The 20,156-nt window shown below is 64.3% G+C and carries 19 protein-coding genes; 17 read left to right on the top strand and 2 right to left on the bottom strand.

Annotation, left to right across the window (positions count from 1 at the left end):
• Positions 1-291: 291 nt before the first annotated feature.
• From D8676_RS24490 to D8676_RS24415, 16 genes are all read left to right on the top strand, one after another.
• On the top strand, positions 292-1,017 hold the full coding sequence (locus tag D8676_RS24490; protein ID WP_121583722.1) for a GntR family transcriptional regulator: 726 nt from the start codon (positions 292-294) through the stop codon (positions 1,015-1,017).
• A gap of 3 nt (positions 1,018-1,020) precedes the next feature.
• Positions 1,021-2,052: an ADP-ribosylglycohydrolase family protein gene (locus tag D8676_RS24485; protein WP_121583721.1), complete on the top strand. Its 1,032-nt coding sequence runs from the start codon at positions 1,021-1,023 to the stop codon at positions 2,050-2,052.
• Complete coding sequence (locus D8676_RS24480; protein WP_121583720.1) at positions 2,049-3,005, top strand: PfkB family carbohydrate kinase; 957 nt, start codon at positions 2,049-2,051, stop codon at positions 3,003-3,005. The genes D8676_RS24485 and D8676_RS24480 overlap by 4 nt, the downstream gene beginning before the upstream one ends.
• A 28-nt stretch (positions 3,006-3,033) precedes the next feature.
• On the top strand, positions 3,034-4,089 hold the full coding sequence (locus tag D8676_RS24475; protein WP_121583719.1) for an ABC transporter substrate-binding protein: 1,056 nt from the start codon (positions 3,034-3,036) through the stop codon (positions 4,087-4,089).
• A gap of 38 nt (positions 4,090-4,127) precedes the next feature.
• Positions 4,128-4,994: an ABC transporter permease gene (locus D8676_RS24470; protein WP_121583718.1), complete on the top strand. Its 867-nt coding sequence runs from the start codon at positions 4,128-4,130 to the stop codon at positions 4,992-4,994.
• Entirely contained in the window at positions 4,991-5,779 is a 789-nt protein-coding gene (locus D8676_RS24465; protein ID WP_121583717.1) for an ABC transporter permease, read from the top strand. Before D8676_RS24470 ends, D8676_RS24465 begins: the two co-directional genes overlap by 4 nt.
• Entirely contained in the window at positions 5,779-6,840 is a 1,062-nt protein-coding gene (locus D8676_RS24460) for an ABC transporter ATP-binding protein (protein WP_121583716.1), read from the top strand. The genes D8676_RS24465 and D8676_RS24460 overlap by 1 nt, the downstream gene beginning before the upstream one ends.
• A 192-nt stretch (positions 6,841-7,032) precedes the next feature.
• On the top strand, positions 7,033-7,779 hold the full coding sequence (locus D8676_RS24455; RefSeq protein ID WP_121583715.1) for an FCD domain-containing protein: 747 nt from the start codon (positions 7,033-7,035) through the stop codon (positions 7,777-7,779).
• Positions 7,780-7,824: 45 nt separating this feature from the next.
• Positions 7,825-8,808, top strand: coding sequence for a substrate-binding domain-containing protein (locus tag D8676_RS24450; RefSeq protein WP_121583714.1), 984 nt, complete (start codon positions 7,825-7,827; stop codon positions 8,806-8,808).
• 74 nt (positions 8,809-8,882) lie between these two features.
• A complete protein-coding gene (locus D8676_RS24445) occupies positions 8,883-10,784 on the top strand; it encodes a sugar ABC transporter ATP-binding protein (protein ID WP_121583713.1) in 1,902 nt (633 codons plus the stop codon).
• Positions 10,781-11,746 (top strand): ABC transporter permease, encoded by a 966-nt coding sequence (locus D8676_RS24440; RefSeq protein ID WP_121583712.1) that lies wholly within the window; start codon positions 10,781-10,783, stop codon positions 11,744-11,746. The genes D8676_RS24445 and D8676_RS24440 overlap by 4 nt, the downstream gene beginning before the upstream one ends.
• A gap of 16 nt (positions 11,747-11,762) precedes the next feature.
• Positions 11,763-13,718 carry a hypothetical protein gene (locus tag D8676_RS24435; RefSeq protein WP_121583711.1) on the top strand — a complete coding sequence of 652 codons (1,956 nt, stop codon included), beginning with the start codon at positions 11,763-11,765 and terminating at the stop codon, positions 13,716-13,718.
• A 41-nt stretch (positions 13,719-13,759) separates the two neighbouring features.
• A complete protein-coding gene (denD, locus tag D8676_RS24430) occupies positions 13,760-14,758 on the top strand; it encodes a D-erythronate dehydrogenase (protein WP_121583710.1) in 999 nt (332 codons plus the stop codon).
• 40 nt (positions 14,759-14,798) lie between these two features.
• Entirely contained in the window at positions 14,799-16,058 is a 1,260-nt protein-coding gene (gene otnK / locus D8676_RS24425; RefSeq protein WP_121583709.1) for a 3-oxo-tetronate kinase, read from the top strand.
• Positions 16,055-16,708 (top strand): 3-oxo-tetronate 4-phosphate decarboxylase, encoded by a 654-nt coding sequence (gene otnC, locus D8676_RS24420; RefSeq protein WP_121583708.1) that lies wholly within the window; start codon positions 16,055-16,057, stop codon positions 16,706-16,708. The genes otnK and otnC overlap by 4 nt, the downstream gene beginning before the upstream one ends.
• On the top strand, positions 16,708-17,460 hold the full coding sequence (locus tag D8676_RS24415; protein WP_121583707.1) for a TIM barrel protein: 753 nt from the start codon (positions 16,708-16,710) through the stop codon (positions 17,458-17,460). Before otnC ends, D8676_RS24415 begins: the two co-directional genes overlap by 1 nt.
• A 47-nt stretch (positions 17,461-17,507) precedes the next feature.
• Here D8676_RS24415 and D8676_RS24410 read toward each other — a convergent pair whose 3' ends face one another.
• Both D8676_RS24410 and D8676_RS24405 read right to left on the bottom strand, forming a co-directional pair.
• Positions 17,508-18,155, bottom strand: a complete 648-nt coding sequence (locus tag D8676_RS24410; protein ID WP_121583706.1) for a response regulator transcription factor — start codon at positions 18,153-18,155, stop codon at positions 17,508-17,510.
• A complete protein-coding gene (locus D8676_RS24405; protein ID WP_183097230.1) occupies positions 18,152-19,441 on the bottom strand; it encodes an ATP-binding protein in 1,290 nt (429 codons plus the stop codon). Before D8676_RS24405 ends, D8676_RS24410 begins: the two co-directional genes overlap by 4 nt.
• Here D8676_RS24405 and D8676_RS27485 point away from each other — a divergent pair.
• Positions 19,440-19,655, top strand: coding sequence for a hypothetical protein (locus D8676_RS27485; RefSeq protein ID WP_183097229.1), 216 nt, complete (start codon positions 19,440-19,442; stop codon positions 19,653-19,655). The two genes, D8676_RS24405 and D8676_RS27485, sit on opposite strands and share 2 nt — an antisense overlap.
• The last annotated feature ends 501 nt before the right edge of the window (positions 19,656-20,156 follow it).

The following is a 20,156-nucleotide window of genomic DNA, read 5'->3' as shown; positions in this document are numbered from 1 at the left end:
ATGGTGAAGCGCCCGGTGGGACGTGCTATGACATCCTCGTCACGCGGCCCACCTGTCGTGGTGCGCGGTAATGCCGAAGCGTTTGGCTAAGCCGGTCATGATCAAGCCCGCACCCGCTATCGTGGGATAGGAAAGGCTTAAGCCACCCTTCCAGATGAAGCTACCTCGCCGGGGCACTACGCCAGCGACAACGAAAACCGTCATGGCCGCTCACGTTTATCGCAGTTGACTCATCGCCTGACCGCAGGTCTATTGAACAGGAGTGCACAGGTTCACTGGACAGGTACGCTTATGGCACGTCGAACGACCCAGTCGTCTCCCGGGGTGGCCAAGCCCGAGCGGATCGCCACGGTGCTCGAGCAGGAGATACGCTCCGGCGCGATCGGCTACGGCGAACGGCTGCAAAGCGAGAGCGAGCTCGTCCAGCGCTTTTCGGTCAGCCGCAATACCGTGCGAAAAGGTCTCGGAGAGTTGTCGAGCCGCGGCTTGATCACAACCAAGGTCGGCATCGGCTCCTTCGTCACTTTCGACGGCAAGATGGTCGACGACGCGATCGGCTGGTCCAAGGCGCTGGCCGATGCCGGAGCCAATGCGGAAGTCCGTACGCTGCGGCTCGAAGTGATCGAAGATGCTGCCCTTGCAGAGCGTCTCGGCGTCGCAAACCCAGCCTTCATCGCGCTCGACCGCGTGCGCAGCAATGCCAGCGACGGCCATGCCATTTCCATCGAGCGCTCCCGCCTGCCGCTCTCGGCTGAACTGGAGGAGATTCCCCTGAAGGGGCTGCGCGAAGGCTCGCTGCACAAGACGTTGCGCCGCGCGGGGCTGGTCCCCGACCATGGCGAGGAATGGGTCGACATCGAAATGCTGACGGTCGAGGACGCGGCCGTTCTCGGCTGCGTTGCAGGCGCGCCTTTCCTGCGCACGCGCCGCCTGACACGGACATCCGACGGGCGACCCATCGAATACGTGACCAGCCTGCTCAACCCCGCGCATTTCGCGCTTTACCTGGAGTTCTGAGTCATGCCCGGGAGGGAGGCTGCAAAGGACCGGGCGATAGCGGCGCTGCTCGGCGGCGCCCTGGGCGACGCGCTGGGCATGCCGACGCAATTGCTTTCTCCGGTGGAGATCCGACATGCCTACGGTTTCGTAGATCGTTTCGTTACGCCGTCCGCTGACCATCCTGTGTCGAAGGGGCTGCCCGCAGGAACCATCACCGACGACACCGAACAGGCGCTTCTGCTTGGACGCATACTCGTGGAATCGGGGCAGAGTTTCGATCACCGGCGCTGGGTCAATGCGCTGGTCGACTGGGAACGTGACGTCAAGGCGCGCGGCAGCTACGACCTGCTTGGCCCGTCTACCAAGCGAGCCATAGACGCCATCAACGACGGCATTGCGCCTGAGGAGGCGGGCCGCGGGGGCGATACAAACGGTGCTGCGATGCGGATCGCACCGGTGGGCATCATGATGCCCATGGAGCCGCTGGACGCTCTGGTCGCCAAGGTGGCCGAAACCTGCCGGTCGACACACAATACTTCGGTTGCCATCGCCACCGCCTCCGCGGTGGCGGCAGCTATCAGCTTCGGAATTGCCGGAGGAAGCTGGCACAAGGCTGTGGAACACGCCGCCGAAGCCGCCTCGCTCGGGGCGAAGCTGGGCTACGGGCCTGCCGGCGCCAACGTCCCCGACCGCATCGGCCGGGCGTGCGAGATCGTGCACGGCAGATCGGAGCAGGAGGCAATCCGGCTCATAGCCGAACAGGTCGGGACCGGTGTGGCTGCGCTGGAATCGGTACCGGCCGCTTTCGCCGTTCTCAAGGTTGCCGAAGGAGACCCTTGGCGGGCGGCGGTCGTCGCAGCGAATCTCGGCGGCGACACCGACACGATCGGAGCTATCGCAGCCGGAATGGCCGGCGCCTGCGCCGGCACGCCCGGCCTGCCCTTAGGCAAGGTCGCACAATTGAAGGGAATAGATATCGACCAGGTGAAGGCGCTTGCCGCCGACCTTGTGGCTGCAAGGTTCGACTGGGCCGGCGGGAAGGAGGCGGCATGACCCGTCTTGTCCACGCCGGCAGCGCTGTCGTCGACTATGTCTACCGTCTCGACGCCCTGCCCTCCCCGGGAACCGAGAAGACGGCAACAAGCCATGCCAGGATTGCAGGCGGCGGCTTCAACCTGATGGTTGCCGGACGTCGCACGGGTATGGAGGTGGCCTTCGCGGGAAGGCTCGGCAGCGGTCCGGATGGCGATTTTCTGCGAGCTGCACTGGCGGCCGAAAACATAGATATGCTGTTGCCGCCGGCAGATAGCCTGGATAGCGGCAACTCGATCGTTCTGGTGACCGACGATGCCGAACGGACCTTCGTCTCCTGGCCGGGCGCAGAGAGCGTGCTTGGCGCAACCGACCTTGTCCCGGTCGTGCTTCGACCCGATGACTGGGTGTTCACCTCCGGTTACACGCTGAGCTATCCCGGCAGCAGGGAGGCCCTAGCGAGCTGGATCGAAACGTTGCCGAACGGCATTCCGTTCGTGTTCGATCCCACACCAGTCGTCCTGGAGATCCCGCAGCCGATCCTGGGCCGCGTTCTTGCGCAAACGACCTGGCTCAGCTGCAATGCAACCGAGGCGGCCGCCATCGCCGGAACTGACGAGATCGCCGCCAATGCTGCGCTGCTGATGGACCGCCACTGCCCGAAAGCAGCAGGTGTGGTCATCCGAAACGGCAAGGCCGGCGCATTGATCCGGCTTCGTGACGGGTCGTCGGCTACCGTGCCCGGTTTCAGCGTGAACGCCATCGATACGAATGGCGCCGGCGATACTCACATCGGCGCCTTCGTCAGCGCGCTGTCCCGCGGCGAGGAGCCCTCAACCGCCGTCCGCTATGCCAACGCCGCAGCCGCGATATCGGTCACCCGACCGGGGGGATCGTCAGCGCCGACCCATGCCGAAATCCTGGCCTTCATCGCGAGCCGCGAGGATACGGCCACGAGCCTGATGACTGCCTGAACCAAGAAACGAACAGAGAGGAACCAAGATGAAAAGATCGACCAGACTTCTGACCGTGACTGCCCTGCTCGCCTCGGCGTTGACCGTTTCGGCAAGTGCGGCAGAACTGCACGTCTTGAACTGGAAGGGGTACGGCGCGGACGAGCCCTGGGCCATCGAGGCGTTCGAAAAGGCGACCGGCCACAAGGTCGTCAACGACTTCTTCAATTCAGAGCAGGAGATGCTTACCAAGCTCAGGACCAACCCCGGTCTTTATGACGTCGTCATGATCAACGCCGCTTTCACCGGCCAGGCAATCGACGAGAATCTGATTCAGCCCATAGACACCTCCAAGATCCCGAATGCCGCCGACATCAGCGCCGAAAAAGCGCAGTCGCCCATGCTGAACCGCGACGGCAAGACGTTCGGGGTGCCATGGGTGTGGGGACTGACGGCGCTCGCAATCAACGACAAGTCCTTCGACACGCCACCGACCAGCATTTCCGTCATGTGGGATGAGGCGCGCAAGGGCCGTGTCATCATCCGCGACGACGCCGTCGAAGCCATCCAGTTCGGCGCTATCGCCAGCGGGCAGAACATCAACGACATAAAGGACATGGAGGCCGTGAAGGCCAAGCTGACCTCGCTGATGCCGCAGATCCGGACTTTCTGGAGTTCGGAGAACGACTGGAACCAGATGGTTGCCTCGAACCAGATCGATGTCGGCACCTATTGGTCCGGCTCTGCCGACCGCGCCAAGACCCAGTTCAAGCTGCCGGTGTCTCTCGTCATCCCTGAGGAAGGCGCGGTCGCCTGGCTCGATGCATTTTCCGTTCCTGTGGGTTCGGACAACGTCGAAGGGGCGGAAGCCTTCATCAACTACATGATAGACCCTGAATTCTACGTGGAGTGGGTCACCAAGGTGGGGGCTCCGGTTTCCGCCAACGACAAGGCGCTCGCCGCGCTGCCGGAAGACAGCTTCAACCGCGCCGTCATGGGCAGCCCGGAAGTGGCAAAACGCATCCAGTTCCAGGCTCCGATCACCGATGAGCAGCGTGAATCCTATCTCGCCGTCTGGCAGGAACTGAAGGTGAATGTGAAGTAGGCCGGCACGATCGCTGCTGCCTGGGGGAGGATAAAAAGGTGACGTCAGCGCAGGCAGCGAGGAAAGGCATCCGTCCCGCCCTGCCTCTGCTGGCGCCTGCCTATCTGTGGCTGACGGTGGCTATTTTCCTGCCGCTGTCAGCCATGGCATTTTTCTCCTTCATGACGGACCTGCCGATGGCCGGCAGGGAGTGGTCCCTGACCCTGAAAAATTACGCGGCGTTCTTCTCGACGTCGCTCTACCTGACGCTGCTCTGGTCATCGCTCCGCCTCGGCCTCGAGGTGACGGCATGGTGTTTGGTCATCGGGTTTCCGGCCGCTTACGTTCTTGCGAAAGTCCTGAAGGGGCGGGCACGCGAGGCGATCTTCCTCCTCGTCATCCTGCCCTTCTGGTCGAACGGACTGGTTCGCATCTTCTCCTGGGCGATGGTGTTGCGCGAGGGCGGTATCCTCGACACGGCGCTCAACGCAGTCCTTCCTTTCACAGTCAGCATCGACCTGATGTATTCCTACCCGGCGGTCATCATCGGCCTGGTCCACTCCTATGTGCCTTACATGGTGCTGACCTGCTACCTGACGCTTCAGGCAATCGACGACTCGCTCATAGAGGCGGCGCGTTCACTGGGCGCCTCCCGGCGACAGGTTTTGCGGCGGCTGATCCTGCCCCTGGCCATGCCGGGAATAGTGGCTGGCGCGGTGCTGATCTTCGTTCCGGTCGTCGGCTCTTTCATGGAACCCCGCATTCTCGGCGGACGCACGGGAACCTTCTATGGAACCGTGATCGAGGATCAGTTCGTCGCGGTCTTCAACTGGCCGCTGGGCGCAGCCCTCTCCTTCATCCTGCTTGCAGTTGTCCTGCTCATCCTGGCTGCTTCCGCACCCATCCTGAGGAGAGCTCAGCAATGAAGCTGACGGGTTGGCTCGAAGGTGTCGGTCGTTTCTATGTCGGGCTCCTTCTCGCCTTCCTCTATTTGCCGATCGTCATCATGGCGCTGATGTCGTTCAACGCGTCCCCTTTCTACCAGCTGCCCTTCGAGTGGACGACGCATTGGTATTCTGACCTTTCACGCAACAACCAGCTTCTGACGGCAACGTTGAACAGCCTCCGGATCGCGGTCATGACCACCGTCATTGCAACGATCCTCGGCACGGCCGCCTCCATTGCGCTCTACCGTTACGATTTTCGGGGAAAGAGAATTCTTCAGGTCCTGCTCTTTCCACCGATCGCCATCCCGTGGCTCATCACCGGAACGGCGATGCTCATCTTCTTCTATGGGATAGGCATCGGGCGCGGTCTGCATGCGATCCTGCTCGGCCACGTGGCCCTGGCGCTGCCCTACGTGATCGTCGTCGTGTCGGCACGGCTTCAAACCTTTGCGCCGGAACTCGAGGAAGCGGCGCGCTCGCTCGGAGCCAGCCAATGGCAGGTAACCCGACGCGTTACGCTGCCGTGGATCATGCCGGGCGTGATCGCCGGTGCGCTGTTTGCGTTCGCCGTGTCGTTCGACCAGTTCGTGGTGTCATACTTCCTGGCAACGCCGGGTCAGGGCACGTTGCCGGTCGAGATCTACGCGGCCATCCGCAAGGGCTTTACGCCGGAGATCAACGCGGTCTCCACCATCATCATCGTGGTATCGATGGGACTGATGCTCGTCACCGCCCGCTTCTTCAAATTCGGCGGAGACAGGTGATGGCCGAGGTCCGGGTTGAAAACGTCTCTCGCAGCTTCGGCGCTCACAAGGCGCTCGACGATGTGTCGATCGCCTTTCCCGATGGCGGATTCTACGCTTTGCTCGGGCCGTCCGGCAGTGGAAAAACCACGCTGCTCAGACAGATCGCCGGCTTTGACTTTCCCGATTCGGGCCGCATCGTGATCGATGGCAAAGGTGTCGAGCGCGTTCCGGTGGAAAAGCGGCGCATCGGCATGGTGTTCCAGAACTACGCTCTGTTTCCAAATATGAGTGTGACTGACAACGTCGCTTTCGGACTTTCCGTGCGCGGCGTATCCCGCGCCGAGATTGCCGGGGAAGTGCAGCGCGCACTGGATCTCGTGCAGTTGGGTGGTCTCGGCGAGCGGCGCCCGCATCAGTTGTCCGGCGGCCAGCGCCAGCGCGTCGCGCTCGCACGCGCCATTGTCATCCGGCCTCAGGTACTGCTTCTCGACGAGCCGCTCTCTGCACTGGACAAGGCGCTGCGGGTGGACATGCAAGTCGAGCTGAAGCGTATCCAGCGCGAGGTCGGCATCACCACGATCTTCGTCACCCACGACCAGGAGGAAGCGCTCACCATGAGCGACCGCATCGGTATCCTGCGGGAGGGACGACTGGTGCAGGAAGGGTCGCCGGAGGAAATCTACGACCATCCCGTCAGCGAATTCGCCGCGACCTTTCTCGGCGACGCCAATATTCTGCGCGGGGAGGCGACGGAGACAGGCATCCGGCTCGGCGATGGAACAGAGATCGCGACGCGGCTGAACTCGATGGTGCGGATGACGGGCAAGGTGAGTTGCGCCGTCCGACCGGAACGCATCACGATCCTCCCGGCTTCGGCGGCCGCTTCCACTACAGGCAATCGTCTCGCCGGCCGCGTATCGAAGCGGATCTTCGCGGGGGATTCGAGCACTTATTTCGTCGAGCGGGACGGTCAGACGATCAAGGTGCTGGTGCAGAACGCGGGCCAGATCCCGTTCGACGAGGGGCAGGACATCGTTCTTACCTGGTCACCCGAAAGTACCGTCCTTATCCGCACGTAATGGCGGCGCCCTTATCGCCGGCAGCCTCGTTGTCTAGCTCCCCCTTTCCGACCCGCTCCAACCCTTCCTGCCGAGACGCCTAGCGGCTTGAAGCAAACGGCTACACCGTTGCGCCGGTATTGACGTCGTTTTGCAGCAGGTCTACTGGTACATATACCGGACCAGTAGACCTGTGGGTGGCCGGGAGGAGCAATGGATCTACGCTCGATTCTGACCGACGACGGCGCCACACTGAATGGCGTGCCGAAACAGTCCATGAAGGACTTCGTCGTCCAGAAGATCGCGACCCTGATCGCAACCGGCATCCTCGATGTCGGCGATCCGCTGCCGAGCGAGCGCGAGTTGGCGGCGGCTTTGTCGGTCAGCCGCGAAACGGTACGCGGCGCCATACTCATCCTCTCGACACGGGGCATCCTGTCCGTCACCCAGGGTACGCGAACGGTTGTCGCGGCCACCGATGTCGGGGACCTCGCGGTTCAGTCGGCCCGTTATCGCGACATCTCCGGATACAGCCTGGACGACGTGCACGAGGCGCGCCTGCTGATCGAGGATCAGGTGGCGCGGGCTGCCGCCATTCGCATCGAACCTGCGACGATCGAGACCCTGCGCAGATCGATCGAGGCGCAGGAAGCGGCGATCGACGATCCCGTCCGCTTCCTCATCTGCGACCGCGAGTTCCATACGGCCATCTATCGGGCGGGCGGCAATGCCGCGCTCGCCGACATGGCGGCCGATCTCTATTCGTATCTTCTCGACCACCGAAGACGCGCGGTGGCTCAACCCATGAGCATCGCGACGAGCATAGCCGACCACCGCGCCATCCTCGGCGGGCTCGAGGCCGGCGATCCCGAAGCGGCCGCGAGGGCCTTCGCCGTTCACGAAACGCGCATCTACACCACCACCAAGCAGCTTTTCATGCAGTCCGCCCGGAAGGGTTAGGGGGCACTGCCTATAAACCGTGCAGCACAACAGGGAGGAGTTTCCATGCTGACAAGACGCCTTTTTGCCACCGCAGCCATCGCCGGCGTTGCCGCGCTGACCGGTCTCGCCGGTACAGCGAGCACCGCTCTCGCGCAGTCCAAGGAGCTGGTCTATCTGACCCCCGGCCTTGATCTCGCCTTCTGGCGTTATCTGTCCAAGGGCATCGAGAATGTCGCCGCCGAGGGCGGCTACACCTATCAGGCGCTGGATTCGGGCAACAACGCCCAGACCCAGCTCAAGAACGCCAAGGACGCCATCGCCCGCGGCGTCGCCGGCATCATCATCTCGCCGACGGACAGCTCCACGGCGCCCGCCGTGCTCGACCTCGCCAAGCAGGCCAACATCCCCGTGGTGATCGCCGACATCGGCACCGACAGCGGCGACTACGTGTCCTTCATCATCTCCGACAACTACCAGGGCGCCAACGGTGTCGGCAAAGCCCTGGCCGAGGCGATGAAGGCTGCCGGCAAGGAAGACGGCAGCGTCGGCATCGTCGGCATCAGCCAGGCGCGCCTCAACGGCCAGGCCCGCACCAAGGGCTTCAAGGACGCGCTGACGGAAGCCGGCATCACCAAGGAAGCCGGCCTGCAGCAGATGCAGACCTACACCGCCGACGAGACCTTCAAGTTCACACAGGACATGACCACCGCGAATCCCGACATGAAGGGCATGTTCATCCAGACCGACGGTCCGACGCTCGGTGCCCTTCAGGCGATCAAGTCCGCGCGCCTCACCGGCGAAGTGCTCGTCGCCGGCTTCGACGGCGTCCCCGAGTTCGTCCCGCTGCTTCAGTCGGGCGAGCTGGTCGTTTCGGGCATGCAGCAGCCTTACCTGATGGGCCAGGAATCGGCCCGCGCCATGCTCGCGCATCTCGATGGCAAGACTCCGGAGAAGGAGATTCTGGTGCCGATCAAGATCGTCACCAGCAAGAACATCGAGCAGGAGCTCCCGGTCATCAAGGAAACCGTTTTCGCCAACGAGATGTGATGGCGAAGCGCCTTTGACCTGAACTTGTCCGGGGACAATTGTCCCCGGACGCATTTTCTGGAATTCCTTTGCAGATGGCCGACAGCGAGACCCAGGAGCCCCTGCTCGAAGCCCGTGGCGTCACGCGCCTCTTCGGCAACGCGTATGCGCTCAAGGATGCAGCGATTACGCTGCGCCGGCATGAGATCTGCGGGCTGCTCGGCGCGAACGGCGCCGGCAAGTCGACGCTGTCCAGGATCGTCTGCGGACATTTGTCGCCCTCGTCGGGCGAGATACTCTTCAAGGGCGCTCCGCTGGCCGTCGGCTCGGCGCGCGACGCGCTGCGCTCCGGCATCGCCCTCGTCGCCCAGGAAACCAGCCTGGCGCCCGACATGAGCGTGCTGGAGAACATCTTCCTGCCGAGCTATGCGATGCCCGGCCGACTGTCCTTCGGCCAGTTGCGGCAGAAGGCGCAGGCCATCCTGTCGGAGCTCGGCCACGACCACGTTCTGCCGCTCGACATGGAGGTGCGCAGGCTCTCGGCGGCGCAGCGCCAGCTCGTCGAGATAGCGAAGGCGCTGGCCCTCAATGCCGAACTCGTCATCTTCGACGAGCCGACGGCCTCATTGTCGCCGACCGAGGTCGTCCGGCTGTTCGATATCATGGCGCGGCTGAAAAACAGCGGAAAGGCGCTCGCCTTCGTCTCCCATCGGCTTGAGGAAGTATTCGCCATCACCGATCGCGTCACGATCCTGCGTGAAGGCAAGACCGTGGCGGAGGGCGTGCCCACGGCAGGGCTCACGCAGGCCGACATCATCCGCCACATGGTCGGGCGCGACATCGGCAATGTGTACCGCAAGGCGTCGTCGGCAGCTGCGAACGAGCAGCCGGTGGCTCTCGAGGTGATCGGGCTCAACGCCCCGCCGACCGTGCGCGACGTCTCCTTGACGGTGCGCAAGGGCGAAATACTCGGCCTCGGCGGCCTCGTCGGAGCCGGACGCTCGGAGAGCGCCGAAGCGATATTCGGACTGCGCCATCGCAGCGGCGGGCGGGTGCTGGTCGGCGGCAAGGAAATCCCGCCCAACAACCCCATCGCAGCGATCCGCGCCGGTCTCGGCATGGTGGCGGAGGACCGGCGCGCCCAGAACATCGTGCCCGACATGACGGTCGGCGAAAATCTCTTCCTCGCGCAGATGGGCAAGCACAAGGGCTTCGGCCGCGGCCACTCGGCGCGGCGCAAGCAGGCCCGCGACCTGATTGCGCGGCTCGGCCTTCCCGACGACCGCATGGATGCGAACCTGCTGCACTTCTCTGGTGGCATGCAGCAGAAGGTCATCATCGCGCGCTGGCTGCTGATCGAGCCCGAAGTGCTCATTCTCGACGAGCCGACCAAGGGTGTCGACATCGGAACGCGCCAGGCGATCTATGAGTTGCTGCGCGAGGTCGCCGAACGGGGCATAGCCGTCGTGGTGATCTCCTCGGACTTCGAGGAGCTTCTGGGCATCTGCGAGCGGGTCGTCGTGGTGAGCGACGGCTATACGATCGCCGACCTGCCTGCCTCGCGTTTGAGCGAGGAAAGCCTGACGCTGCTCGCTGCGCCGCGAAGCTCGGCAGAGCGCAACGCCGCATTCCTGCGCGATCTCGTTACCAGCCATGGCGGCACCGCGTTCTGGGGCCTCATCGATGAAGACCGGTTCGTCTGCCTCTCCGTCGCCACAGGCAAAGGCGATGCTCCGATGGGGCTGGCGGCCGGGCATGTCTACCTCGCGCACGAGACGGCGATCCCTCTCGCCCTCGAACGGCGCAAGCCCGGCATGGTGACCGAGGAGGACGGCCGGTCCACCCTGCTCACGCGGCTCTCCAACCGCCGGGGCCACGATCTCGGCTGGATCGGCCTCAGCCTGCCCTCCGGGTCGAAGCTGCCGGACGCCGACGCCCTGTCAGCCCGCATGGCGGGCTTGTTCGAAACACCTCAAGACGACGAGATCGACGCATGAGCGCGCCCAACCGGTCCTTTGCGATGCCCAAATTCGCCAGCACGCTGGAGTTCCGGATGCTCGGCCTTGCCGTGGTGCTTGCGGTGATCCTGTCCTTCATCTCGCCGCACTTCTTCACCGAGCGGAACATGTTCAACATCCTCGACCAGTCGGTGGTGCTGGGCATCGTGGCGGTCGGCATGACCCTGGTGATCCTGACAGGCGGCATCGACCTTTCCGTGGGGTCTGTCGCGGGCCTGACAGGCATCGTGCTCGCGCTGCTCCTGAAGGAGTTCCCGATACCCGTGGCGATCGTGCTTGCGATCGGCTGCGGCGCGCTGATCGGGCTTTTCTCCGGCGTCCTCATCGCGGTGTTCGGGCTTGCGCCTTTCGTGGTGACGCTGGGCGTCATGGCGATGGGGCGCAGCCTCGCCTACATCGTCTCCGGCCAACGCTCGATCTCGGGACTGCCATTGGGCTTGCAGGACATCGTCTACACGACGGTGCTCGGCATCCCCACCAACGTCATCTTCCTGATCGCACTCTACATCGCCACCTGGGCCTGGCTGACATATTCGAAGGGCGGGCGCACCATCTATGCGGTCGGCTCCAACATAGAAGCCGCCCGGGCCGCCGGCCTCAACACGCTCTTCTATTCGATCTTTCCCTATGTCGCATGCGGCGCGCTTGCGGCGACCGCGATGACCTTTTCGCTGGCTCAGATCATGTCGGCCGACCCGATCGGCGGAAACCAGCTGGAACTCGACGCAATCGCGGCCGTGGTCATCGGCGGCGCCAGCCTCTACGGCGGACGTGGCTCGATATTCGGCACGCTGATGGGCGTCCTGATCATGGTGATGATCCGCAACGGCCTCAACCTGCTCGGCGTCTCGCCGTTCTGGCAGGGCACCGCCATTGGCGCCATCATCATCCTCGCTTTGCTTGCCGAGCGCCTGATCACCTGGAAATCGCGCCGCGTCTGAGACTGGAAGAAAGCAGATGACACATTTCGATCCGTCCCGCGCCATCCGGCTCTACGGCACCGAGGAACCGCCGGCACAGGAACGGCTGCTCAGTGCAGGGCCGCTCAGCGTGCTCTTCGATGGCGCGAACCTGCGCGACATCCGCATGCATGGCGAGGAGGCGATCCGCGCGATCTCCTTCGTGGTGCGCGACAAGGACTGGGCGACGCTTATCCCCGAAATCACCGATCTGGTCGTCGAGCAGGATGCCGAGCGGTTTCGGATCGGCTACCGCGCCGGCGTCGCAAGCAAGGGCGAGACCTTCGACTACGAGGTGGCCATCGAAGGTTCCGCCGCCGGCGTGCTGACCTATTCGGGTCGCGGCGAGACCACGACCGGGCTTCTCACCAATCGAACCGGCTTCGTCGTCCTGCATCCGATAGAGGGCGTGAGCGGCTCGACAGCCACGATCACGCATACGAGCGGCGAAACGGTCGAAACCCGGTTCCCGGTCGAGATCGACCCGGTGCAGCCGATGATGGATCTGCGCGAGATCTCGCACCGCACTCCAGGCGGGCAGGAGGTCAGTTGCCTGATGGAGGGCGACGCCTTCGAGATGGAGGATCAGCGCAACTGGACCGACGCCTCATACAAGACCTATGTCCGCCCCCTCGCCCTGCCCTGGCCGTACAGGATCGAGCCCGGCGAGGTTCTCGAACAGAAGATCACCCTGAACATCAAGGGCCCTCCCAAGGCTCCATCGTGTCAGGACGGCGACCTCGCCGTCCTGACACTGGGTGAGGCGGAAGGCACGGTGCCCGCTCTCGGCGTCGGGCTGCAACCGGAGGATGCTCCGGCGGCGTTGCAGCAGGCCGAAACGCTTCGCCGGCTCGGCATTTCCCATGTCATCTGCCATCACGACCCCAGGCGCGGCCACGATGCCGCAACGCTGTCCAGGCAGGTCGAGGCAGCCGCCGCGATGGGGGCCGAACCCTGGCTCGAAGCCGTCGTCGAACACGTTGACGATGGCGGCGCCATCAGGGAAATCGCCGCCCTCGGCAAGATTGCAGCCGGGCTCGATCATCCCTTCACGACGGTCCTTGTGTCACCCGCGCCCGATCTCAAATGCACGTTGCCGGGCAGCGTCTGGCCGCCTGCCCCCGACGCAGCCAAGCTCTATGCCGCCACGCGCACGGCATTCCCGAAATCCCGCATCGGCGGCGGCATGTTCAGCTTCTTCACCGAGCTGAACCGCAAGCGCCCGCCGACCGAGGCTCTCGATCTCGTGACATTCACGACGGCGGCAATCTTCCACGCCGGCGACGACCGCTCCCTGATGGAGACGCTGGAATGCCTGCCGCACATCGTGCGGACCGTGCCGGTCATCGCCAACGGGCTGCCCTGGTCGGTGGGACCCTCGGCGATCGGCTTGCGCGATAATCCCTACGGCGAAGCGCCGGTCGCCAATCCCGGCAACATCCGGCAGGCGGTCAACTTCAACGACCCGCGCCAGCGCGGCATCATGGGCGCGGCCTGGAACCTCGGTTATTTCGCCGCCTTCGCCGAAGGTGGCGCTGAAGCCATTGCGCTTGGCGGTGCTGTCGGGCCGTTCGGCGTGCTTTCCGTGCCGACGCCATTTCCGCAGCCATGGTTCGAAGGCAAGGGCGAACTCTATCCCGTCTGGCACGTCGTGCAGGGCCTGGCGAAACTCCGGGGCCGCCCGATCCGCCCGCTACGATCCTCTATTGCCGGGGCAGTGCGGGGACTCGCGGCGGTCATGGAAGGCGGCACAGAACTGTGGCTCTGCAACCCCTCGCCGAGCGCGCTGGATGTGCGTCTCCCCGAGGGCTTCGCGGCCACCGCGGTGCTCGACGCGTCGTCCTTCGTCGCGGCATCCCGTCAACCGAATCTGCTCGACCGGTTGACGCCTGTCGGGACGCGAACGCTGTCGCTCGACGCCTACGCGGTGCTACGCGCCTTCAAGCCGGCTTGATGCGAGATCGCGAGCCCATCCCAGAAAAGAACGGAACAGCCATGCATATTCTCATCATCGGTGCGGGCGGAATGATCGGCCGCAAACTCGCGGCGGAGCTTGCGCGCACCGGGTCGCTCGGTGGCCGCAAGATCGACCGGATGACGCTGGCCGATGTAACGAAACCGCTCATTCCGACCGGCGACATCAGCGCCGTAGAATCCATCGCCGCCGACATTTCCGCTCCCGGTGCAGCGACCGACCTCGCCGCGCGCCGCGCCGATGTGATCTTCCATCTCGCCGCGATCGTATCGGGCGAAGCCGAGCGCGATTTCGAGAAAGGCTACCGGATCAACCTGGACGGCACGCGCCTTCTTTTCGAAGCGATCCGCCTTGAAGGAGCTGGGCAAAAATATGTCCCGCGGCTGGTCTTCACCTCTTCGGTCGCAGTCTACGGCGCGCCTTTGCCGGACCCCATTCCCGATGACTACATCCTCGCCCCGCTGACCAGCTACGGCACCCAGAAGGCGATATCCGAGCTCCTGCTCGCGGACTATTCGCGCCGCGGCTTCCTTGACGGCGTCGGCATACGCCTGCCGACCATCGTCATCCGGCCGGGCGCGCCCAACGCGGCGGCCTCGGGCTTCTTTTCCGGCATACTGCGCGAGCCGCTTGCCGGCCAGCGCTCCGTGCTGCCGGTGAAGGAGACGGTCAAGCACTGGCTGGCGAGCCCGCGCTCGGCAGTGGCCTTTCTCATCCATGCCGCAACGCTCGACACATCGCCGCTGGGCGCGCGGCGTACACTGAACATGCCGGGCGTCGCGGCCACCGTGTCCGATCAGCTTGCCGCCCTTCGCCGCGTCGCCGGCGCGGAGGCAGAGGCCCTGATCGACCGCAGACCAGACACGGCGATCGAGGCCATCATCGCCGGTTGGCCGAAGTCCTTTTCGCCCGAGCAAGCCAGCAGCCTGGGCTTCGTCGCCGAGAGCACCGTCGATGAACTGATCGAGGTCTATCTGACCGACGACGCCCCAAAGCTCGCGCCTGATCGCCAGCCATGAACCGCCTGTCCTCCCGCGGGCTGAAAAGGGGAAAGTTCTGATGCTTCTCGGCTGTATCGGCGACGATTTCACCGGCTCGTCGGACCTCGCCAACACCCTGGCCAAGGGGGGCATGCGCACGGTTCAATACAACGGCGTCCCCGCGACGGATGCCGATGCCTCGGTCGAGGCGGGGGTCGTTGCGCTGAAGACGAGGACGATACCCGCCGAGGAGGCCGTGAAGCAGTCGCTGGCGGCGCTGGAGTGGCTTCGGCGCCAGGGCTGCCGCCAGTATCTCTTCAAATATTGCTCGACATTCGATTCTACCCCCGAAGGCAATATCGGCCCCGTGCTCGACGCCCTCAGCGAGGCACTTGGAGCACCCCACGCGATCGTCTGCCCGGCGTTTCCGGCGACCGGCCGCTCGATCTATCAGGGCCATCTCTTCGTCAACGACCGTCTGTTGAGCGAATCCGGCATGGAGAAGCATCCGCTGACGCCGATGACAGATCCCGACTTGAGGCGCTGGCTCGCCCGGCAAACCGCACAAGGGATCGGTCATGTCCCCTACGGCATCGTCGCGGAGGGAAGCGCCGCGATCAGGCACGCGCTTGATGTCTCCAACAGCGGTTCCCGCTACATCGTCGTCGACGCCATCCTGGACAAGGACCTCACCGCCATCGGCGAGGCTGCCCAGGCGGATATCCTGCTCAGCGGCGGATCGGGAATCGCGCTCGGGCTTCCGGCCAATTTTCGCCGGGCCGGGCTGATCGGCACGGCGGCTACGCATTGGATGGGCACACAAGGACCGGCGGCCGCGCTTTGCGGCTCGTGCTCGACCATGAGCCGGCGCCAGATCGCCGAGCACAGGAAAAGCCACCCGGCGCGCGTAGTCGAGGTGGACGCAGTCGTGGACGGCACGGCCGATCCGGTGGACTATGCTGACTGGGCGATCGCCCAGCAGCAGCACGGCGTGCCGCTCATCTTCTCGTCGGCCGAGCCCGAAGCCGTTGCCGCCGCTCAGGATCGTCACGGTAAGGAGCGCGTCGCGACTGCGGTCGAAGGGTTTTTTGGTGCGTTGGCCCGCCAGCTTTCGTCGCGGGGCGTGCGCCGGCTGGTCACTGCAGGCGGCGAGACGTCGGGGGCCGTCGTGTCGGCGCTCGGCATTTCGTCCTTCGAGATCGGACCGGAGATCGACCCCGGCGTTCCGGCGCTGAAGGCCGGCGACCGGGACATGGCGCTCGCCCTGAAATCTGGCAATTTCGGCTCGGCGGACTTCTTCGAAAAGGCGGCCGGCGTTCTCCTGGGAGAGGCACGATGAGCGATGAAGCAAGGCTGAGGGAGCAGATCTGCAGCATCGCTGCGTCCATGTTTGCGCGCGGCCTCACTGCCGGAAGCTCGGGCAACATCTCGGCCCGTCTCGGCGACGGTCGGCTGCTCGTCACGCCGACCGGATCGTCCTTCGGCGCGCTCGACCCGGCCCGTCTGTCGCTGTTCGACGCGGGCGGCCGGTTCGTGGACGGCGACAAGCCGACGAAGGAGATGCCGCTGCATTCGGCGTTCTACGAGACGCGCGGCGCGCGCACCGGCGCGGTCGTCCATCTCCATTCGAGCCATTCGGTCGCCGTCTCGCTTCTGCCCGACATCGATCCGGACAGCGTCTTCAGGCCGCTGACCGCCTATTCGATCATGCGGCTCGGCAAGGTGAAGCTGCTGCCCTATATCCGGCCCGGCGACCCGGCGATGGGAGACGCCGTTCGCGGCCTCGCAGGCAAGCGGTCGGCGGTGTTGCTCGCCCATCACGGGCCTGTCGTCGCCGGCAAGGATCTCGAAGCGGCGGCCTACGCCATGGAGGAACTCGAGGAGACCGCGAAGCTCACCCTGCTCACCCAGGGCATGCGGCCCAGGATCCTCGCAGAGGACCAGATTCGCGAGCTGGTCGAACATTTCGATGTCGAGTGGGACGACTGATGCAATTCTCCGCCAATCTGGGATTTCTGTTCCGCGACCTCACGCTGCCGGATGCGATCCGCGCGGCGAAACGGCACGGCTTCGCGGCCGTCGAACTGCACTGGCCCTACGACACCGACGCATCGGTGGTGGCGGAAGCGCTCGCCGAAACCGGCCTGCCGCTGCTCGGCATCAACACCGCGCGGGGCGACGTCGCAGCCGGAGACTTCGGGCTTTCCGCCCTGCCGGGACGCCAAACAGAGGCGCGCGCGGCGATCGACCAGGCGGTCGAATGGGCCCTCGCCACGAACTGCCGCAACATCCATGTCATGGCCGGCAAGGCGGCCGGCGACGAGGCTTTCGCGACCTTCACGGGCAATTTGCGCTACGCGACGGAAGCGGCTGCGCCGCACCGCATCGGCCTCTTGATCGAGCCGCTCAACCCGCGCGACGCGCCGGGCTATTTTCTCGCCGATCTTCCCACCGCCCTGCGCGTGATCGATGCCACGGAGGGCGCGGCGAAGGTGATGTTCGACTGCTACCACATGCAGATCATTCAGGGCGACCTGCTCGATACGGCGACGAAATATGCCGACAGGATCGGCCATATCCAGTTCGCCGCCGTTCCGGACCGCAGCGAGCCCGACCATGGCGAGGTCGACTATGGCTGGCTGCTGCGGGCGATCGCCGACGCAGGCTATTCCGCCCCGTTCGGCGCCGAATATCGCCCCGCCACCAATTCCTTCGCCTGGATGGAGCGTTTCCAACCCTGATCCCAGAGAGCGCCTGCATCTTGCAGTGACAGGCGAGCGTCAGGCATTCACCTCGGATAGTCGGACGAGGACGACACGTACTGGACAGCCAGCTTGATAAGCTCGGGAAGGTTGCGTGCCCCGAGCTTCGCCTTGAGCTGCGAACTTGTGTTTACGACGGTTTTGTAGCTGACGCCGAGGTCGCTTGCGATCTGCGCATAGGGTTTGCCCTCGGCAAGCAAGGCAAGCGTATGCAGCTCGCGGGAAGTCGTTTCCGCCAACGGACTTTGGGTTCCCGAACTTCCGAGCATCGCGACCTGCGTCGCGATCTCCTGCCCAAGATATGGCTTGTGACGACGAACCGCCTCGAAGGCCTCCAGGAAATCACGCGGGCCAGCGTCTTTCAGCACATATCCTGTCGCACCGGCCTTCAGCGCACGACTGACGACGACCGGATCGCTATGCATGCTGAACGCCAGGATCGGCGTCCGCTTGTCGTGAAGCCGCATGCGCCGGATCAGCTCGAGGCCGCCAAGCCCCCCGCTCTTCAACGCCAGGTCGACGACAATGACGTCGGGCTTGCTGCGTCTGAACTGACGGTAGCCGTCGGCCACGGTGTCCGCCTCCAGCACGTCCCGGACACCAGCGTCCTGCAAGACGCGCCGGCATCCCTGCAGGACGATAGGATGGTCATCGATAAGCAGGACTGTCGTCACGACCGGGCAGCCTTCAGGCTCTGTCGTTGGGAATCCGTCGGGCCGCCGCCGTCGACCGGTATCCGGACGGTCAGACAAGTCCCCTCGCCTTCGGAATTCGGGCCTATCCGGATGCTGCCGTCGAGCGCATGCACCCTCTCCTCCATGCTGGTCAGACCCAGGCCCCGCCCATCGCCGGGCGACGTTCCCATGCCATCGTCGGAAATCGTGAGAAGAAGCAACGCCCGGCTGCCATCGTTGCCCGTTCGGGGGTCGGCCGGAACCTCCCTCAGGTCGATCTCCAGATTGTTCGCGCGAGCGTGCCGCAATGCGTTGGTCACCCCTTCCTGCACGCAACGGTAGATGGTGATATTGACGGCGTCATTGTACCTCGCCGCCAGATTGTCGGCCGCCAGCGTGATCTTGGGCACCGGGCCATGCCGCTGGAATTCCGATATCAAGCCGCCGAGAACCTCCGAAAGCGGAAGATGGTCCAAGGCCATCGGCCTCAGCCTGTCGAGAAGCCGGCGGTTCATGAGCTGGATCTCGTCGGTAATCGTCTCGATCGTGGCGACCCGCTCACGCACGATCCTTCCGGCTTCCGCGGGCAGGCGCGGCGCCAGCATTCCGAGCGAAGCAGCGTCAGCCTTTATTCCAAACAGGCAGGGACCCAGCTCGTCGTGAAGCTCCGACGCAAGCTGGCGGCGCTCGTCATCCTGAACCGTCAAAAGACGACGATTGAGCTGCCGGTTCTCGGATCGCGCCAGGTCGAGCCGAACGGCGAGCGCATTGAAGCGATCGGTGATTTCAGCAAGCGGCTGGATGGCGGGACGGGAAAGGCGATGGCGAAACTCCCCCTGCTCCAGCTCCCGAAGGCCTGTCGCCACATCCGCCAGGGGGCGCAGCAAGCGGCCGAACGCGAAATGAAGCAGGACAAGCACCGTGCCGCCAAGCAGCAGCGCGACAATCAGGAGGTCCTTGGTTTCCCGCCATACTTCCGAAATCTCGTCCGCGGCGTGGCCGACGATGACAACGGATCCTATGTGGCGGCCTTCCCATATGATCTGCATCTCCCGCCGCATGTCTTCGACGTTCACCATGGACGCAAACCATCCCGGAACCAGATCCGGCTGATCCGGGACCGGAATTGGCAGGAGGGCAGCGCGTCCGCCATCGGCGGCGCTTATCGCGAGGATACGGACATGCCGCAGCTGGCCTATCCTGGCGGGAAGTTGTCCGATCTGCGGGGAGCGTTGAAACTGCGGCTGTGCAACGAGCTCCTGAACAAGTTGCTCGGCGGTCGCCATGGCGGCCGCGACTTCTATTTCTGAAGATTTCTTCGCATTGTACACGACTATGATCGCGGCAGCGGCGCCGGCCAGCAAATACACGGCCGCGATGGTCGCAAGGATTTGTCCGCGCAACGATATCGAGCGCCAGCTCGAGTCCAAAGGCCGCCACAGCCCAAGAGTCGAGGGCGGGGCGACGGGATGGCCGGTTATGCTGTCGAACATCGACTAGTCCTTGGCTCCGGATCTGACATGGTGAGGCCGGCGTCGCCTATTCCGATTTGTGACATAAGCGCCTTGCCGCTGGCAAATCCTGCTGCCGCCTATGGAAGATGCCCCACCCGGCGCGGGAACTTTTGGCAATGAGATGGACCACAAGTTCCATAGGCGGCCGAGCCCGACCTTTGTAGCTTGGTGACGCCTGCACGCAGGCACACGCATTCAGGTCAGCAGTGTACGGTGAGCGGCCCTAACCGTGACGATCCGGACACTGCTGACGGCGATGCATCGAACAGGTGGGCACCTCCTTGACTGCCGGGATGACTGTCTCGGCAAAGGAGTGGTTATGCAGCATTTGACGGTCCGGCTCGTATCGGCATTGCTGGTACTGCTTCCGGCAGGCATTGCTGACGCTCAGACTGCCCAGCCCGAAGTCACCGAGATCCGGATAGGATATCTGCGTGCTTATGAGCCTGAGCTGGCATTGTCGGTGCTCGACGTTGCGCCGCGCGAC

This window comes from Mesorhizobium sp. YM1C-6-2, from assembly GCF_003666685.1.
In the GTDB taxonomy this organism is placed as follows: domain Bacteria; phylum Pseudomonadota; class Alphaproteobacteria; order Rhizobiales; family Rhizobiaceae; genus Mesorhizobium_K.
The sequence above is the reverse complement of the archived record's forward strand: the minus strand, read 5'-3'. Positions and strand labels throughout refer to the sequence as shown.

Bases quoted from the DNA above. Each gene is read 5' to 3' on its own strand.
- D8676_RS24490 (WP_121583722.1), top strand. From the start codon at position 292: ATGGCACGTCGAACGACCCAGTCGTCTCCCGGGGTGGCCAAGCCCGAG.
- D8676_RS24485 (WP_121583721.1), top strand. From the start codon at position 1,021: ATGCCCGGGAGGGAGGCTGCAAAGGACCGGGCGATAGCGGCGCTGCTC.
- D8676_RS24480 (WP_121583720.1), top strand. From the start codon at position 2,049: ATGACCCGTCTTGTCCACGCCGGCAGCGCTGTCGTCGACTATGTCTAC.
- D8676_RS24475 (WP_121583719.1), top strand. From the start codon at position 3,034: ATGAAAAGATCGACCAGACTTCTGACCGTGACTGCCCTGCTCGCCTCG.
- D8676_RS24465 (WP_121583717.1), top strand. From the start codon at position 4,991: ATGAAGCTGACGGGTTGGCTCGAAGGTGTCGGTCGTTTCTATGTCGGG.
- D8676_RS24460 (WP_121583716.1), top strand. From the start codon at position 5,779: ATGGCCGAGGTCCGGGTTGAAAACGTCTCTCGCAGCTTCGGCGCTCAC.
- D8676_RS24455 (WP_121583715.1), top strand. From the start codon at position 7,033: ATGGATCTACGCTCGATTCTGACCGACGACGGCGCCACACTGAATGGC.
- D8676_RS24450 (WP_121583714.1), top strand. From the start codon at position 7,825: ATGCTGACAAGACGCCTTTTTGCCACCGCAGCCATCGCCGGCGTTGCC.
- D8676_RS24445 (WP_121583713.1), top strand. From the start codon at position 8,883: ATGGCCGACAGCGAGACCCAGGAGCCCCTGCTCGAAGCCCGTGGCGTC.
- D8676_RS24440 (WP_121583712.1), top strand. From the start codon at position 10,781: ATGAGCGCGCCCAACCGGTCCTTTGCGATGCCCAAATTCGCCAGCACG.
- D8676_RS24435 (WP_121583711.1), top strand. From the start codon at position 11,763: ATGACACATTTCGATCCGTCCCGCGCCATCCGGCTCTACGGCACCGAG.
- denD (WP_121583710.1), top strand. From the start codon at position 13,760: ATGCATATTCTCATCATCGGTGCGGGCGGAATGATCGGCCGCAAACTC.
- otnK (WP_121583709.1), top strand. From the start codon at position 14,799: ATGCTTCTCGGCTGTATCGGCGACGATTTCACCGGCTCGTCGGACCTC.
- otnC (WP_121583708.1), top strand. From the start codon at position 16,055: ATGAGCGATGAAGCAAGGCTGAGGGAGCAGATCTGCAGCATCGCTGCG.
- D8676_RS24415 (WP_121583707.1), top strand. From the start codon at position 16,708: ATGCAATTCTCCGCCAATCTGGGATTTCTGTTCCGCGACCTCACGCTG.
- D8676_RS27485 (WP_183097229.1), top strand. From the start codon at position 19,440: ATGGCGGCCGCGACTTCTATTTCTGAAGATTTCTTCGCATTGTACACG.
- D8676_RS24405 (WP_183097230.1), bottom strand. From the start codon at position 19,441: ATGGCGACCGCCGAGCAACTTGTTCAGGAGCTCGTTGCACAGCCGCAG.